Here is a 16928-nt window from a genome sequence, read left to right as displayed (position 1 = left end):
GATCAGATGCGGCGACCTGGAAAGACAAGAGCTATACCCTTCCGTATGTACGTTATACTCCTTGCGTTGCTTGTCCTTGCAGCTTGTTCCAAGACGCAAGATCAGCCGGATCAGGCGGGCACTCGGCAGATGAAGAAGGATTTTGCCAAAAAGGAATTGAACGTTGCGGTATTCGAAGGCGGGCAAAGCAAGGACTATTGGATTGCGGTCATCCAGAAATTCGAGAACGATTACCCGGGCATAAAGGTCAATCTGATTTCAAGCCCAAAAATTATGGAAATATTGAAGCCTCAGATCGTTACCGGAAACCCTCCCGACTTCATTTACGTCCCCCAGAGCGAGAGTACCCAAACGATTAAGGCGATGATGGAAGATAAGCTCCTTCTCGATTTGACGGAAGTATTCGAGGATCAGGCGCTTGATGAGGATATACCGTTGAAAAGCAAGCTGATCGACGGCATATTGGAATATGCAAAGCCGATGGGCGACGGAAAAATGTATTACGCCCCATTGCACACATCATCGCTAGGTTTGATATACAACAAAAATCTATTTGAGGAAAAAGGCTGGAAAGTACCGGAAACCTGGGATGAGTTTATGGAGCTTGGCGAAATTGCCAAGGAGGATGGACGTTCCCTGTTTACTTATCAAGGCATATACGCAGGTTATAACGAATCCGTATTTTGGCCCGCGGTAGCGTCCCAAGGCGGAATGGAGGCCATCAGGAAAACCGAGCATTATGAACCCGGAGCGTTTAAGACCGAGGCGGTGCGAAGAACGATGGAGCTTTACGAAGAGATTGCTCGAAAAGGGTATTTGATGCCCGGCACGGTGGCGCTTAATCACATCCAGGCCCAAGCGGATTTTCTCCAGGGTAAAGCGTTATTCATTCCATGCGGCACCTGGATCGAAAATGAAATGAAGGATTCTCCTAGGGAAAACGGATTCGAATTCGGTTTCCTCCCCCCACCGGTATTCGAAAAAGGGGATAAGCCGTATGTGACGATTTTCTTCGACAGCATGTACATTCCGGCTAAAGCCAAAAATATCGAACTGGCTAAGGAGTTTCTAAAGTATCAATATAAAGAGGATGTCGCGAGGCTAAATGCGGAAAAAACCAAAAATATCGTGGCACTGAAAAATGGCGCGGAGATAGCTAAACCCTATATATCCTCCGTTTTCTATGATTCGATGAAAATTATGGAGCATGGAGTGATCCCCATTATCCACCAATGGAGAATGACGCCTCGCACGACAATGAACATTAATGACGACTTGTGGGATACGATCGGCCATATCATGGATGGGACGGCTACCGTCGAACAGTGGCAGGAAAAACTGGAGAAGACGTCTGCCGCGCTTCGTGAGTTATCCTCCTGACGCGGCCCAATTAGAGCTATACTTGTGGAAATGAGCGCACAGATTGTACAATCTGCGGCGCTCTTTTTGCGTGCGAAGAAATCGGATAATTTCATGCTATTTTTGTACAATCCCGTCAATGTAAGGGGGGAGTTCGTCTTTGTATACTGATCTTGTAAGCAAAATGATGAATCCGGGAGGCAATTCAGATGAACAGAAGGTTGAAAAAAATTTCGATGTTGTCCATGTTACTCGCACTATTTGTATCGCTATTTACTGCATGCAGTCAATCCAACACAACAAACAATGTAAGCCCTACGGCCTCCGCCGACAGTGCCGGGAGCCCTGCTCCAACTTCTTCCGAATCCGGGAAGGGTGCCGGCGATCTGAAGGGAAAAGTCGTATTCTGGTCCATGTGGAGCAGTTCGGAACCGCAAGCCAAAGTCATTGAATCGGCGATTGCCGATTTTAATGCAGCTAATCCCGAGGTGACGGTTGAAGTGAAATTCAACGGACGGGATTTGTTTAAACTGATTAAACCCTCTTTGGATGGCGGCGAACAAGTAGATATTTGGGAAGGGGATCCATCGGGTGGCGGCGGATTGGCGACCTTGACGGAACATGTTCTTAAGCTCGATGATTTGATATCGGACAACGCCATCGGTATGGAGGGGTCGGTAAAGGATTCGATCCAACCGAGCCTCATGAACTGGGTCCATTCGTTATCTTCGAGCGTAGGGCTGGAAGAAGGAATCTATGCGATTCCGCATCAGCCCAATGCGGTGCTGTTCTTCTATAACAAAGAAGTATACGAGAAGGCCGGTGTTACCACGGTCCCGACCACTTGGGACGAGTTTCTTGCAGTCAGCGATTTGATTAAAAAGTCCGGCGTCGCACCGATTACATTCGATGACGCCTACCGCGACCTGTTTATCGGAGGTTATCTGAGCAGCGCGATGGGCAGCGATTGGGTGGATCAATTGGTCAAAGACAAAACGGGCGAAATGTGGAACGATCCGATGATTCATCAATTCGCAAATGATATCGTGATGATGCGGGAAAAAGGGTATTTCTCGGAGAAAATTGCCGGCAGCAAATATCCTGCGGCTCAGCAAGATCTCGTTCTCGGACAATCGGCAACGTATTTGAATGGGACATGGTTGCCAAACGAAGTATCTAATACGGCGGGGCCGGATTTCAGATGGGGTTCGTTCCAATTCCCGGATGTGCCGAACGGCAACGGAAAAGGGGGACAGCAAGGACTAACTTTCGGCTCCCAAAGTATATTCATGAATAAAAATAGCGAAAACATTCCTGCGGCCTTCGAACTGGTCAAATACCTGGCAAGCAGAAAGGCGCAAGAGGGTATGGTGAAGGAAGCGTTGGCTATTCCGGCTACGATCGATACCGAATGGCCAGATACCCTGAAGGAAGCTGCCGTAGCGTTTGAGAACGCGAAGGTCAATTTGCCTTGGGGAGGCGGAATCAACAATGCTGGAGATTTTGCTTCGGTGTCCATTATACCCGTATTTATGGAATTGGTAACGGGTAAAATCAATGCCGAGCAGTATGTGACGAAAATGATAGAGGCCGCTAAAAAATACCACGCAGGAGCATAACCTCACTTCAGTGTCTTACGATATGCGATAGTCGTCATGGTTATCGCATATCGATATCGTGTCGAGGAGTTATGGTAAGCAGTTTTAGGAGGCGTTATCTTTGAAAATCAAAAAGTCGGTAATCGCTCTATTCCTTTTTCCGGCTGTTGCGATTTACTTATCCATTTTTTTATACCCGACGATCCGGGCTGCCCTTATGAGTTTCTATGAGATTCCCGCTTTATCGAGCAGAATGACGGAATGGCGTTTTATAGGTTTCGAGAATTACGAAGCTTTGATGCGCAATTCCTACTTTATGGGTTCGGTGTGGAATGTCATTGTCATATGGATTGCCGGGGGGCTCATCATATTTACTCTGGCCTTTTTATTCGCGGCCATTATTTCTTCGGGGGTTCGTGGCAAAGGTTTCTGGCGCGCGCTCATCTTCCTCCCTAATACCGTATCGGTTGTCGTGTTATCCGTCGTGTGGCTGCAGTATATTTTCAACTCCAGCTTCGGATTTTTAAACAGCTTTTTTAAGTTTATTGGATTGACAGGGCTTGCAAGCATCCAATGGACGGATGATCAGCATATTTTCTTATCCATGCTGCTGGCTTTTTGCTTCGGATCCATCGGTTATTTCATGTTAATCCTTGGAGCGGGAATGGATCGGATTCCTATGGATTATTACGAAGCGGCACTGCTTGAAGGAGCAGGGGCTTTTCGTAAGTTTTTTATGATCACGCTGCCTCTGCTGCGCGACGTATTTCGAACGACCTTGGTCCTATGGACGATTTCGGCGCTCAATTTTTTTGTTTGGTCGGCCGTATTCGGGTTAAAGAACGCCCAAACAATGACGCCGGGCTATTATATGTATCTAAAGGTATTTGGGGCTGATAAAACCACATACCAGCAAGAAGCATTTAATGTCGGAGCGGGCGCAACCATCGGCGTAATGATTATGTTGGCCATTCTCTTCTGCTCCTATTTAATCAATTTATTTTTCCGCAAAGATCGTTTGGAATATTAGGAGGGACGATGTGAGACACAATAAAACGATTCGGGCCGTCGCTTATATTCCGCTTGTTTCCTGGTTGTTGTTTACGCTTGTGCTGTTCGGTTATACGTTTCTCGCTTCTTTCAGCACGACGAGGGAAATATTCACGAACCGTTTGCTTCAAAGCGGGTTCCACTTCTCGAATTATACGAATCTGTTCGAATTGGAGAACATCGGCCGGTATTTTCTTAATAGCGTCATCTATACGTCGGCGGCATGTTTTGGTATCGTCGCGGTTGCGGCCCCCGCCGCTTATATTTTGGGTCGGGTGACGTTTAGAGGGAAAAGGCTCATAGATACGATGTTCATTTCGGCTTTATCGATCCCTGGCTTGCTAATCTCTATTCCCTTATTTTCACTGTTCGTTATGTTGAAGTTGACCGGTTCCATTCTAACCTTGGTCCTCATCTATATTTTTACAAACGTACCTTTCGGCGTGTTTCTGCTCACTGGATTCTTCTCCTCGATTCCGAAGGAACTGGAGGAATCGGCCGCAATCGACGGATGCGGTCCAATTAAGGCCTTTATACGAATCATTATGCCGATTGCACAGCCCGGGATACTGACGCTTACGATTTTTAACTTTATGTCCGTTTGGAACGATTACTTTTTTGCTCTCATATTTGCGAATAACGAAAAAACCCACACGCTTGCTCTCGCACTTCAGTCTATCGTTAACGGATATGCCAACACCGGCAATTATGCTGGGATATTCGCGGCGTCGATGATTGTGTTTTTGCCTACGTTTATTTTGTATTTATTCGTATCCGGCAAGATCGTGTCCGGAATTACGATCGGCTCCGTGAAAGGATGAAAAGAATGTCAACAGCAACGATTGGGAGTATTTACGAAGGCTTCTTATCTCCTCCGCCGGGTTATGGCGAAGTCCCTTTTTATTGGTGGGTAGGAGAGCCACTAACGAAGGAACGGTTGGAGTGGCAGCTGGAGCAGCTGAAGGATAGCCATATCTCAGGCCTGCAGATCAACTACGCGCATGATGATCACGGCGGGAATTCATACGGGCTTACGTTTCCGAGCGATCCCCCGTTATTCTCCGAAGAATGGTGGGAGTTATTTGTCTGGTTTGCCCAAAAAGCGGCAGCGTACGGAATGTCGGTAAGCTTAAGCGATTATACGCTCTGTACCCCCGGGCAAGGGGGATATACCGATGAGATCATTAAGCATCATCCGGATATAGCGGGATCCGTTCTATCCTATCGGGAATGGGAATACGACGGGGACCGGGAATACAAACTTCCCGACAATACGATCAGTGTTACCGCTTACCGGCTTGGGATCGATAATGAATCGGGCAGCGAAGTCGAGGTTCTGCAGGGGTTGCCCTTTAATCGGGATGAGGGAACGCTGATTTGGCAGAAGCCTGAGGGCGAGTGGAAACTCGTCGCCGTATTTGCGGAGAAGAACCCTTGTTCAATCGATGTCATGCATCCGCAAAGCGGAGCCAAAGTCGTCGAATACTTTTTCCAGCGCTTCGAAGACAGATTGGCCGGCATTCCCGGCGTGCGGCTTGGTTTCTTTTTCTCGGATGAGCTTGATTTCGGCATTCGCGGCCAACTGTGGAACGATCGATTCCAGGAAGAGTTCATACGCAGCAAGGGTTACGATATTGTGCCGGAAGCCGCTGCATTGTTTGTCGATATCGGCCAGCGCACTTCGAAAATTCGTATGGATTACGGGGATGTAATGGTCGCGTTGTCGGAAAAAAATTATTTTCAGCCGGTATACGAGTGGCATCAGGCACGGGGCATTATCTTCGGGTGCGATCATGGCGGCAGAGGCAAGGAAGTTGCCGAGTTTGGCGACTATTTCCGCACGCAACGATGGAATCAGGGCCCGGGCTGCGACCAGCCTGCTTTGTCTTGTGATTTGGTCAAAAATAAAGTGGCAAGCTCCATCGCCCATCTCAATGAGCGGCCGCGCACCTGGTTGGAAGGGTATCACAGCAGCGGATGGGGAACGACAACCGCCGAATTGGCGGATGCGACTTTCAAGAATTTCTTGTCGGGACATAACTTGCTATCCCTGCACGGACTTTATTATACGACTTATGGCGGCTGGTGGGAGTGGGCTCCCCCGTGCAACCATTTCCGAATGCCGTATTGGCAACATATGAAATCGTGGCTGGCGTGCACGGAACGTCTTAGTTATTTGTTGAGCCAGGGCGTGCATGCATGCGATGTCGCGGTTATGTACCCCGTAGCCGCGATGGAAGCCGGAATATCCGGCGAGGCTTCCGTGGAAACGGCTTTCGGGGTCGGCGAATATTTGTATCGTCGGGGCATCGACTTTGATTTTATCGATTTTGAGTCGTTGGACAAGGCCGATCTGACAGGGCGGGAAATCAGGGTTTCCGGCGAAGCGTATCGCGTCCTGATCCTTCCGGCTATGCGCGCGTTGAGATACTCGACGCTTATAAAGGCATTAGCCTTCTATGAAGCGGGCGGAATCGTGATTGCCGTCGGTCCGTTGCCGGAAGCAAGCGACCGTATGGGAGCGGCAGACGCGGAGGTGGATGCCAAAGTACAAGCGTTGTTCGGACTGTCGGGCGCTCATGCCGCCAAACTGGAAGGCGTCCATATTAATCGTAACGCGGCGGGGGGCGCATCCGCGGTCGTTCGGAGCTATGAGGAAACCGCGGCGTTCATTCAGGGGGCATTTCCCCGGGATTTTGTTTGCATGAGAGAGCCGGAGGGCGACGAGTTTCCCTACGTCATGCATCGTAAGATGGGGGACCTTGAGTTATATGCGGTTTATGGAGCAGAGCTTCATTCGGAATGTTTTTTTCGCTGCCATGGATCCATCGAGTTATGGAATCCCTGGGATGGCACGTCCGAGCGGATCGTCGCGCATAAGATTACGCCGGAAGGGACCTTCGTCCAACTTCCGCTCGGTCGGGACGAAATTCAGTTGATTGTGTTTCATCGGGATCAAGAAACGAATCCTTCGTTAGACGATGATCCCGGGGTGAAATCGGTCCGTTCGTCCGAATCCGGAAGACAAGTCGCGGATATTACACTGGACGGCAAATGGACGTTTGAATTGCTGCCGACGATGAACAACCGTTTCGGCGATTTTCGATTACCTCCTACAGAGGGCTGCATCGGCGCCGAAGCCCGTCGTTTCCAGTTTGCATGGGAGCAGGATGGGGGGGACGTGGCGATCCCTTGGAGTCGACCCGAATGCGATGACTCCGACTGGCCTCTCGTAACCTATGGTTACGGACCATTCTTCTGGAAGCTCGGTCCGTTGCCGGATCGCATAGATACGGATGTTCTGGAGGCGAATCTATCCGGATTACAGTCGATTGCGGAAGGGGATGCCGTGAGGATCGGGAACGATGAGAACGTATGGGAAACCTACGAATTCTCGATGAGATTCGGCATTGAGGAGGATCCCGGTCACCAAGGTTTTCATGGGCTTAAGGGCGAGATCACCGACGACTTCATCGCGCTTGGACGCAAGCGGTTCACTTGGACCGGGACGGAATATGAAGCGGAAGAGACGGGGCGTCTCACTTATTTATGGTCTTCCTTCCATTGTGACAGGGATATGAAGATAACATTGCTTCTCGGAGGAATGGTTCCAAGCCGAATATGGCTGAACGGGCGTCTAATAGAGCCTGAGGCCGGGCAATGGCCGGCCGTTGCCGGCGTTAATCGGCTTCTGCTGCGATATGATGCGGTCGGTCGGGGGCATGTCATCGTGGCCTTGCCGGAGGCGTTATCGGAAAGTTGCGAGCCATTGCCGCTTGCGATGAGTTGGTATAACAAGCCGGGCCTGCTGCCGTACGACATATTTCCGGAGCGGGAGGATCCCGCAGGCTGGTATCGATTCACAGCGCCTCCGGCACTGGAAGCGATGGAGGTTACGGCTCACGGTGAAATAAAGGCATGGGTGGACGGCAACGAGTGGCCGATCCTGAGCGCAACGATTCGCGAGGATGGCGCAACCGTCTATCGGCTTGCCTCTGATAGCAGCTGTCTGGAATCTAGCGCAGTCGCCATCCGCGTCGTTTATGACAAATCGGCATATGCCGGGGCTGCGTTGCCGGAGCCCATTCGGCTAGACTGCGGCAGGGGACTCCTCGCGCTTGGAGACTGGTCCGATATTGACGGACTTATGTGTTATTCCGGCGGCGGGATTTATCGCAAAGGAGTGAATTGGAGCCTTCCGGAGAATCCCGTTGATTGCCGCGTCCTGTTGGATTTAGGGGATGTCGCCTCCTCCGCCGAGATTCGGGTGAACGGCGGGATTGCGGGGACGCTGACGGCTCCTCCGTGGAGGAAGGATATTAGCCGTTGGCTACGGAGAGGAGATAACGAAATTGAGATTCGGGTCTATAATACGTTGGCCAATCATTACGTTACGATCCCGACGCGTTATCGAGGAGATTTAACCTCAGGGCTGCTTGGGCCTGTCAGACTGGATATATGGGCGGCAGAGACAACATGATCGGTATATGAATCCTAACAATTGAAAGGGTGTGTATTCATGCAAGTCTCGCATCGTTACAAAAGTATGATTACGGGTATGATGGTGCTGATTCTTATTTTATTATTTTCCCGTCAGGCAAGCGCCAACAATCCTGCGACAACGTACACAAACGATTTCTCAACAGATACAACGGGCGATTTCATTGCTCTTACAGCCGATGACAGAGGCGAATTAACCTATAATGTATTTAATCAGCATGTTCGCATTTCAGGCAATGATCTGGGCAACGTGGTAAAGATAGACACCAAGAGTCCAGTCATTAAGGATGGCATTGTCAGTGCGAACATTAACATCACGGATACCGACGATGCGCGCACGGGTCTCGTCTTCCGGGCTGTAGATTCGGATACTTATACGTGGGTAGCGATCGAGAATGGAACTGCATTGCGGATCCGCGAGCGGATTGGCGGCGTTATGTCTGATATCATACATGACGGTCTGACGTTGGCAGAGGGTCCCACAACGTTGAAGGTAACCTATATTGGGGATAATCTGAAGGTGGAATATGGGGATGCCGTCGTTTATGATGGGTTTAGACCGCATCGCGCCAATAATATGGGAACATCTCCCGTACCGGGGCAAATAGGATTTGTTGCTTGGGCGATAACCGACGTCACTTATGATAATTTGCAGGTCATAAACAAGGATATTAATGTGACGGATATCCTTGATGCCTCTTTGGCCCCCCAAACGAAACCGGCAGCGATCGATTACGTGGGCAGGACCGTAACCCTATTTGTACCGGTCGATTCGGATTTATCGGCACTAGAGCCTTCCTTTACACTCCATAATGGAGCTGTTATTACACCGGGGGCTCCACAAGACTTCACAGCGGGACCGATAAACTATACGGTAACTCACGGCACCGAGCAATCGGCATGGAGCGTGTCTGTCGTTCTTGACGATCGGACCATGATTCATAATGCCTCCTTGGAAATTGAGACGAGGGCAGCCGTAATCGATAAGGTTGGCAAAACCATTACTTTGTTCGTAGCGGAGGAAGAGGACCAATCAGCGCTTGAGCCTTTCTTTACACTTTATGACGAAGCTGTCATCACACCGGATACGGCACAGGATTTCACAGCGGGACCGGTAAACTACACGGTGACTGCCGGTTCGCGCCAATCGGTCTGGCGTGTTTCTATCGACACCGATAATCATGCAACGGTTATAGGGACCCCGGACATCCAGGTTACATTGGATAAAACCTATCCGCAGGTTCTAAACTACAAGTTGACCGGTGGCGGCGTGATCCAAGGGGCCTCCATCTCCAATTCCGGCGCCCCCGACATTACGATTAATGGAACGGATTATCCCGTTTCAGTTGTCTATAACGAAGCGGCTGCAGACACGGCAACATACACTGTAACCGTTGCCGATGTATCGATTAATGGAACACCGAGAACGGTGACCCTGGACTATCGTTTCCAGGTAGTCGGCACCACGTTGATTAAAACGCTTACAGGAATTACGGGCGATGAGGAAGACGCCCCCTTTAGAGTGATTCTCAATTCCCCGGTATTAAGGGTCACGACAGATATGGCAGGAGCGGGTGTTGCGGCTTCTAATTATTCGGAGAATATTGGTCTATTGGGGGATCTGGATGCTTTCAGTATGCCAGAAGCGTCATTTGGATTCGTGTGGAACAAACAAGCGGTAGGTACGGTATATATCCCAAGTTCGTTTGACAAATCACTAAGCGTTGCGAATGCTGACGGCGAAGCAACCATATTCGAGACAGAATATCAACATAGACTTTCAGACGGTTCCAGACCCGTCAAAGAAACCTCATTGAATATTTTAAAGCCGTTGGTTTATGAGAGCAGAGTCCATATCGGCAAGGATTCCAATCATAATGATAAAATAGACTGGCAAGATGGCGCCTTATGGGTGAAGGCCCAACTCCCTCAATTGCCGGCTGAGCTGAAAACGTTTTTTAATGGCGGCGGTTGGAGTCAGACACATGGCGCCTTCCCTGGATATGCAGGGGATGCAAGCTACTTTAAAGGATTTACGGTTGTGTATTCGACGCTGGATCAATTGGTGGAGATCCAAAGACAAGTGAATAACATGACAGATGGAGTCGGCAGGCAGTCCTATGAATATGTGGGTTGGAATGGCAGGGGACATGATTACGGCTGGCCTAGCATCAATGAGATCTACTACAACCCTGCGCTTGGCACGCCTGCATCGATGCTTGCAGCGAAGAACGCCATGGCCGGTTATGGGGGAGATTTATCCTTCCATATCAACATGAGCGACATGACGGATATCAGCGATGCCTATTTAAGAGATACGACTCCGAGTATATATGGTGATCGAAGCAGCAGTACGGGGAAAATTTCGTATTCATCCAGTGTATTTGGTTGGGATGCTTACCAGATCAGTCATTATACCGATGTGAAGAATGGTTATCCATTCAACAGACAGAATGATTTTGTGCAGAAGTACTGGGCGCCTCTGATTATGTATCAAGATGTCATGCTGGATTACCCCTACAACGGTTATGGCAAAGCTGAAGAACGTTATGCCAAGAGCAGGGAGATTGATCATTGGAGGGCGCTGGGAACCTATACAGCTACAGAGTTCTACGCTGCGGAAGCGAGAATGAACGGACTATTCATGTTCAAGAATTACGTCAGTCCGACCCTAATTGACAGTTTTATGAATGCGGGTATGTCGATCATGCATGCTACGCGATGGTACGCTACACAACCGGCGGATTATATTTGGGGCACGCTTGTGAGCGATAATATTCGTAATGGCAATTTGAATGTCGCCGAAGCGAGTAATCAAAGTTCGGTCGGTCTCACAAGAACGACATTTCTTTATAGTCTATTGAATGGATATATTGCCAATAGCGGTTTAGAGGAATATGTAGATGAGGCCACGAGAACCTATACACGCTGGGGAGAAGATATTATCTATGAAATCGATAAGAGCACGCAGGCAGTCACAGTTACGGATGGGGATGTGACAATCGCCAAGGGACAAGATCGATTTATCCCTGCAATCGATGGAACGAACAGAATATTTGTGTACAGTGTGGAAGGAAATACGAATACATGGAGGCTTCCTGCGAACTGGAGAAATCAAAGTCAGCTTAAGCTGTATGAGCTGACTGCAGATGGCAGAAAGTTTGCGGGTACAGTTCATGTTGTTGACGGTAATGTTACTCTTGCTACGGATGCGTTACGCGCCTATGTGTTGACGTCGGATGAATTGGACACGGTAAGCGAAGTGAATGCGGCATTGACAGCAACCATTGCGGCATCCTCCAATTCAAATGTATTGTATAACACGTCTACTCATATGTATAACGGGATGGAGTACAGATACATTACGAATGAATCGGCTCCTGATAACGATTGGACCACTGTGCTTAAGAAGATGACTCCCGGTGTTATGATTGACAGTGAAGGCACCATCAGGTATGAGATGCCTATTGTCGCAGGATTTACTGCTGATGGCGTGGCAGACACCTATTGGTCGCCGAACGCCGATCCTTCTCGCGGGCCGGTAGATATGGCCGATGGGGAGGCGTGGCTGGAATATTCGTTCCCGAATAAACTTAGCCTTTCCCGAATAACCATCGTTGAAGCGGACGGAGCGGACAATGAGTTAACCTCATTTAAATTGCAATATTGGAACAATAACGTTTGGTTGGATATGTACTCGGATACCAGGATTCCGACGGAGGACATCCATCTATCCAACAAGTCGACATCCAAAGTTCGTCTGTTATTTGGCGGTGCGGAATCAAATAATCCGCGTATTGCTGAAGTATCTATATATGGCGAACCGGTGAATGACGATGACGGGAATGGGGGCGGAGACGGCAACGGGAATGGAAACGGCGGCGGAATCACGTCTCCTGGAGCGGGTACGGAGAGTTCCCGCATGGCTGTAACAGCGAATGGCAAGCCCGCTTTATTCGCTGTCGGAACCGTCAGAACGGACGAGGAAGGAACGCATACAACGGTTCAAGTCGATCTTGACAAGCTGTACGATATTCTATCGCAGGGCTACGGACAGCAACTGGCGATACAGGTGCCGGAAGAGGGAGAAATCATTGTACAGGGTTTAACTGCGGCATCGATTCGGAAACTATCCGATGCTGGCGCGACGCTGGACATCGGTAATCTGCTGGCTAACTATTCGCTGTCAGCCAAGCTTCTGGATCTGGATGCGATCGCTGGCAAGTGGGATCAAGCGAAGCTTGAGGATATTGCTTTGAACATTACGATCAAGCGCTCCCCGCAAAAGCAGGCGACAGGCGCTCAAAGGCAAGCGGTTGCCCAAGGAAATGAATGGATCGTGTCGCCAGTTACACTTGATCTGGTCTTCTCGTTTAACGGTCAAACGGTTCACCCAGGGCGCTTGAACGGTTATGTTGTGAAGGAGATTGTATTGCCTGAAGGGGTGGGGTTAGACGGTGTTATGACTGGCGTTGTCATCCATGCGGACGGAAGTATGTTTCATGTGCCGACTGAGGTAACGAAAGTCAATAACCGTTACGTAGCTCGTATTCATGACATGCGCGGCTTCGGAACTTACGCCGTCATTCGGAATCCGAAGGAATTTGCAGATTTGGATCGTCATTGGGCGCGCGCAGAGATCCTCGATATGTCTGCACGGCTTAATCTGGAAGGAACCGGCGGCAATTATTTCTCCCCGGATCGCAATGTGACACGTGCAGAGTTCGTGAGCATTGTAATGCTCGGCATGGGGCTGATGGATCAGAATGTGCCGGCCAGTCGCTACGCGGATGTGGAGGATAACGCCTGGTACCGCGACGCTGTGGCGTTAGCAGATATTTATGACCTTGTCCATGGTTACCCGGATGGCCGGTTTAACGGAAACGGGGTCCTTACACGAGAGCAAGGGATGAGCATACTGGCTCGCGCATATCGTCTGATTGATCCACAGGTTGCGAACCATCGGGATCAGATTGACGCCTCGCTGGCGAATTTCAAGGATGGTGAGAGCGTGTCGGCCTGGGCCAGGGAAGATGTCGCGCTGCTGATTGAAGCGGGATTGGTGCAAGGGAACGGAGGCAAGCTGCTCAATCCGAAATCGGAGATGACGCGCGCCGAGGTGACGACGCTGGTCGCAAGAATGTTGAAGGAGAACCATCTGATCGATCTGTAAATCATAGCTCCGCCGTAAGTTGCAGAAGGCGCTTGTCGTGCGGATAAATGCAAGAACCTTTCATCCATTATCAAGGATGGGGGGTTCTTCTTTCGTTAGGAACATATCTTATCTTATCGATCACACCAAGGTTGAAACGGTGCTTACATTCCATCATACTGATGATTAGACTAACAGCATCATGCTGGGAAATAGTATGGGGAGCGGAGGGGTTTTTCTCATGAATGATGTGTTAATGAAGAGATTAATGGCTTTTCTTCATCGGGAAGATAATCGCACGCTAGTAGGCCTTCCGGCGAGCCAAGAGGAGATTGTTAAGGCCGAGCAGCGGTTGGAAGTAAACTTTCACGAGGACTACGTACACTTTATCAGAACGTTTGGGGGAGCATATGCCGGTCTAGCGGTACATGCCTTCTCTAATGGCTCTAGTCTCGGAAATGAAACGGTTGTCGATTTGACGCTGGAGTTTCGAGAGCAATTTAAGGAGCTTCCCATTGCAGAAGTTTTGCAAACCGGTTATGTCATTTCCATGGATGGGTCCGGCGATCCGATCATCATCGATCAGGCAGGAAAGGTTTTCATCTGTTATCACGATACCGGGGAGATCAAGTTATTAGCGGATTCATTTGAGGAGCTGATCGAGGAAAATTTTTATGAATGGTGATTAGTCTAATTTATTTAGGTGGTGTGATGGATTATGGGGGACCAAGTAATCAATAAACATGAGAAGATGCTGCCAAGCGTGAAAGAAGAAGCAACAGTAAAATCAGTTGCTTGTATCGAAGTGCCAGTTACAAATATGCAACGTGCAGTCGACTTCTATGTGTTTCAATTGGGTTTCTATCTTAACACCACTAAAAATCGTCTTCCTATTGAAACAGACAACACAGAGGTATTTATCTATCCTGCATCAGGCGTTGAAATCATGCTTGTACAAACTGATGGAGAAGAACGATTAGCTTTTAATCATAAAGGAAGACCTAATCATGTTCTCTTATTGGAAATTAGCGAGGACATTGAAAAATGCCATAGCAGATTAGTTGAAGCGGGTATAAGGACGAGCCCGATTAAAGATAGTGGCGGATGCGGAAAGTCCTTTGATGTTTTCGACCCGGATGGAAATTTTATTAAGTTGTGGTTTGGTTATCCGAATTAATTAGCCGAATCACAGGGTTTGGAGCCAAAATGAACTTAACCTTTCAGCGCTTATGCTATAATATAAAATATTTACTGGATCTAACTGTTGCAGAAGGGGGATACACATTGTGAATCGGTTGTACACAGGGAAAACAAAAGATGTATATGAGCTGGAAAACGGGGATTATCTGTTGAAGTTTAAGGATGATGTAACAGGGGAGAATGGTGTATTCGATCCTGGCGCCAATACAGTCGGGTTAGTTATGGAAGGTGCCGGGCGGGCAGGACTCCGCTTGACGAAGTTCTTTTTCGAGAAATTAAATGCAGCGAACATTCCGACGCATTACATTGATGCGGATATCGAGAGAGCAACGATGACCGTAGCTCCCGCCTCTGTGTTCGGCCAAGGGCTTGAGGTCATATGTCGCTATCGCGCGGTAGGAAGTTTTCTACGTCGTTATGGCTTGTATGCGCAAGAAGGGCAAACACTGGATGCATTTGTGGAAGTGACGTTAAAGGATGATGCGCGTCAAGATCCTCCGATCAGCAAGTCTGCTCTTGAAATGCTGCGTATTTTGTCAGCCGAAGAGTACGAGGCGCTGGAAAAACTGACGAAGCAAATCAGTCAAGTCGTGAAGGACGAGCTAAGCTTGAAGGGCATCGAGCTGTATGATATTAAGTTGGAATTTGGCCGATTGAAAAAGGACGGGCAAGTTGTTCTTATTGATGAAATATCTGGCGGAAACATGAGAGCATTCAAGGACGGAGTGTACGTTGAACCGCTTGAGCTGGAGAAGCTCATGCTGGCGGGCGAATAAACCGATCGCATATTAACTTAAGTCATCGTAAGCGACCTACTTAAAAATCGTTCTTTTTCCAGTATGTTTCTGGAACGAACGGTTTTTTAGTAGGAAAAATATTAATCTTCGAAAGACGAGGAGGAATCAGTTATGATAAGCGATTTGGATTTAAAGCACCTGCGACGTTCGATTGAATTGGCAGCAATTTCGCTGGAGAAAGGGGACGAGCCATTTGGTTCAGTCCTTGTTTCCGCCGAGGGAGAAGTGCTTGCAGAAGATCATAACCACGTTGCAAGCGGCGACCATACCCAACACCCGGAATTTGCTTTGGCGCGATGGGCAGCCGCTAACCTGACGCCTGAAGAAAGAAGCAAGGCGACAGTATATACCTCTGGCGAACATTGCCCTATGTGTGCGGCGGCTCACGGTTGGGTTGGTTTAGGTCGTATCGTTTATGTATGTTCGTCCGAACAGCTGGTACAATGGTTGAGTGAAATGGGGGTAGCTCCATCGCGCGTTCGAAATCTTCCCATTCAAGATGTTATTCGGGATACCCCAATAGATGGACCTGTTCCTGAATTGGCAGAGCAAGTTCGTCAACTCCATAGTCAGTTTTACGCAAGGAACCGCCGTTAAATTTTGATTGAATCCTAACAGGGGGTGTATAGATGAAACAATGGACTAGTGAAATTGAGATCGATGCACCGATAGAACAAGTTTGGTCATACTTTGACGGTTCATTAGAACAAATGCAGAAGATTATGCCGCAGGTGGTTGAAAATAAACCGGTCAAGATTACAGAAGAGTTTGTCGGGAGCATTTACCGTCAAAAGTACAAAGAAGGCAAACGAACGGAAGAGTATGATGTCCACACGTTGGAATATTTGAATACTCCGAATGAAAAGAAAGTGAAAATCGGTTTTACGTTAGCAAACTATTTTGAGATTACAGCCTACTATGAGCTATTTAGATTAGATCATCATAAAACAAGGTTTAGATATACGGCAACTAATAAAGCTTTGAGGTGGTTCATTAAGTTATTTATGATTTTTGCAAACGAAAAGGTCGTTGTTAAATTTTTGGAGAAAGTAAAGACGGTCGCCGAATCGGAAGCCCGGGAATTGTAAAGCCGGCAGTTTAGAAGTCTTAACTAGATAATTCAAAGAACCACTCTATTTTTCAGGAGTGGTTTCTTTGAGTTCCATTGATTGTTAATCGTATTCGATAAAAATATTCAATAAATGACAGCAAAGACCGATATCGGTAGGAAAGGAACATCTCCGAGAGGTGTTTCTAGAATAACCGCGATGA

Annotated in this window: 11 protein-coding genes; all 11 read left to right on the top strand. The window is 48.5% G+C overall.

Annotated features, from left to right (window positions below):
• The first annotated feature begins 6 nt into the window (after window positions 1–6).
• The 11 genes from H7F31_RS02965 to H7F31_RS02915 all read left to right on the top strand — a co-directional run bounded on the left by H7F31_RS02965 (window position 7) and on the right by H7F31_RS02915 (window position 16744).
• The gene (locus H7F31_RS02965) at window positions 7–1380 is read left to right on the top strand and encodes a carbohydrate ABC transporter substrate-binding protein (RefSeq protein ID WP_315970548.1); all 1374 of its coding nucleotides are present in this window, start codon (window positions 7–9) and stop codon (window positions 1378–1380) included.
• A gap of 188 nt (window positions 1381–1568) precedes the next feature.
• The gene (locus H7F31_RS02960; RefSeq protein ID WP_187102983.1) at window positions 1569–2978 is read left to right on the top strand and encodes an ABC transporter substrate-binding protein; all 1410 of its coding nucleotides are present in this window, start codon (window positions 1569–1571) and stop codon (window positions 2976–2978) included.
• Window positions 2979–3078: 100 nt separating this feature from the next.
• Window positions 3079–3987, top strand: a complete 909-nt coding sequence (locus H7F31_RS02955; RefSeq protein ID WP_187102982.1) for a carbohydrate ABC transporter permease — start codon at window positions 3079–3081, stop codon at window positions 3985–3987.
• Between the two features lie 10 nt (window positions 3988–3997).
• Window positions 3998–4828 carry a carbohydrate ABC transporter permease gene (locus H7F31_RS02950; RefSeq protein ID WP_187102981.1) on the top strand — a complete coding sequence of 277 codons (831 nt, stop codon included), beginning with the start codon at window positions 3998–4000 and terminating at the stop codon, window positions 4826–4828.
• Between the two features lie 5 nt (window positions 4829–4833).
• Complete coding sequence (locus H7F31_RS02945) at window positions 4834–8487, top strand: glycosyl hydrolase (protein ID WP_187102980.1); 3654 nt, start codon at window positions 4834–4836, stop codon at window positions 8485–8487.
• A gap of 39 nt (window positions 8488–8526) precedes the next feature.
• Window positions 8527–13680: an S-layer homology domain-containing protein gene (locus H7F31_RS02940; protein ID WP_187102979.1), complete on the top strand. Its 5154-nt coding sequence runs from the start codon at window positions 8527–8529 to the stop codon at window positions 13678–13680.
• A gap of 220 nt (window positions 13681–13900) precedes the next feature.
• Window positions 13901–14344 (top strand): SMI1/KNR4 family protein, encoded by a 444-nt coding sequence (locus H7F31_RS02935; RefSeq protein ID WP_187102978.1) that lies wholly within the window; start codon window positions 13901–13903, stop codon window positions 14342–14344.
• A 33-nt stretch (window positions 14345–14377) separates the two neighbouring features.
• Window positions 14378–14836, top strand: a complete 459-nt coding sequence (locus tag H7F31_RS02930; RefSeq protein ID WP_187102977.1) for a VOC family protein — start codon at window positions 14378–14380, stop codon at window positions 14834–14836.
• A 109-nt stretch (window positions 14837–14945) separates the two neighbouring features.
• Window positions 14946–15635: a phosphoribosylaminoimidazolesuccinocarboxamide synthase gene (locus H7F31_RS02925; protein WP_087568380.1), complete on the top strand. Its 690-nt coding sequence runs from the start codon at window positions 14946–14948 to the stop codon at window positions 15633–15635.
• Between the two features lie 132 nt (window positions 15636–15767).
• On the top strand, window positions 15768–16253 hold the full coding sequence (locus tag H7F31_RS02920; RefSeq protein WP_087568379.1) for a nucleoside deaminase: 486 nt from the start codon (window positions 15768–15770) through the stop codon (window positions 16251–16253).
• Between the two features lie 32 nt (window positions 16254–16285).
• Window positions 16286–16744, top strand: coding sequence for an SRPBCC family protein (locus H7F31_RS02915; RefSeq protein ID WP_187102976.1), 459 nt, complete (start codon window positions 16286–16288; stop codon window positions 16742–16744).
• The last annotated feature ends 184 nt before the right edge of the window (window positions 16745–16928 follow it).

This window comes from Paenibacillus sp. PAMC21692 (assembly GCF_014303795.1).
In the GTDB taxonomy this organism is placed as follows: domain Bacteria; phylum Bacillota; class Bacilli; order Paenibacillales; family Paenibacillaceae; genus Pristimantibacillus; species Pristimantibacillus agaridevorans.
The sequence above is the reverse complement of the archived record's forward strand: the minus strand, read 5'-3'. Positions and strand labels throughout refer to the sequence as shown.

Coding starts and splice junctions, on each gene's coding strand:
- H7F31_RS02965 (WP_315970548.1), top strand. CDS start 7: ATGCGGCGACCTGGAAAGACAAGAGCTATACCCTTCCGTATGTACGTT.
- H7F31_RS02960 (WP_187102983.1), top strand. CDS start 1,569: ATGAACAGAAGGTTGAAAAAAATTTCGATGTTGTCCATGTTACTCGCA.
- H7F31_RS02945 (WP_187102980.1), top strand. CDS start 4,834: ATGTCAACAGCAACGATTGGGAGTATTTACGAAGGCTTCTTATCTCCT.
- H7F31_RS02940 (WP_187102979.1), top strand. CDS start 8,527: ATGCAAGTCTCGCATCGTTACAAAAGTATGATTACGGGTATGATGGTG.
- H7F31_RS02935 (WP_187102978.1), top strand. CDS start 13,901: ATGAATGATGTGTTAATGAAGAGATTAATGGCTTTTCTTCATCGGGAA.
- H7F31_RS02930 (WP_187102977.1), top strand. CDS start 14,378: ATGGGGGACCAAGTAATCAATAAACATGAGAAGATGCTGCCAAGCGTG.
- H7F31_RS02920 (WP_087568379.1), top strand. CDS start 15,768: ATGATAAGCGATTTGGATTTAAAGCACCTGCGACGTTCGATTGAATTG.
- H7F31_RS02915 (WP_187102976.1), top strand. CDS start 16,286: ATGAAACAATGGACTAGTGAAATTGAGATCGATGCACCGATAGAACAA.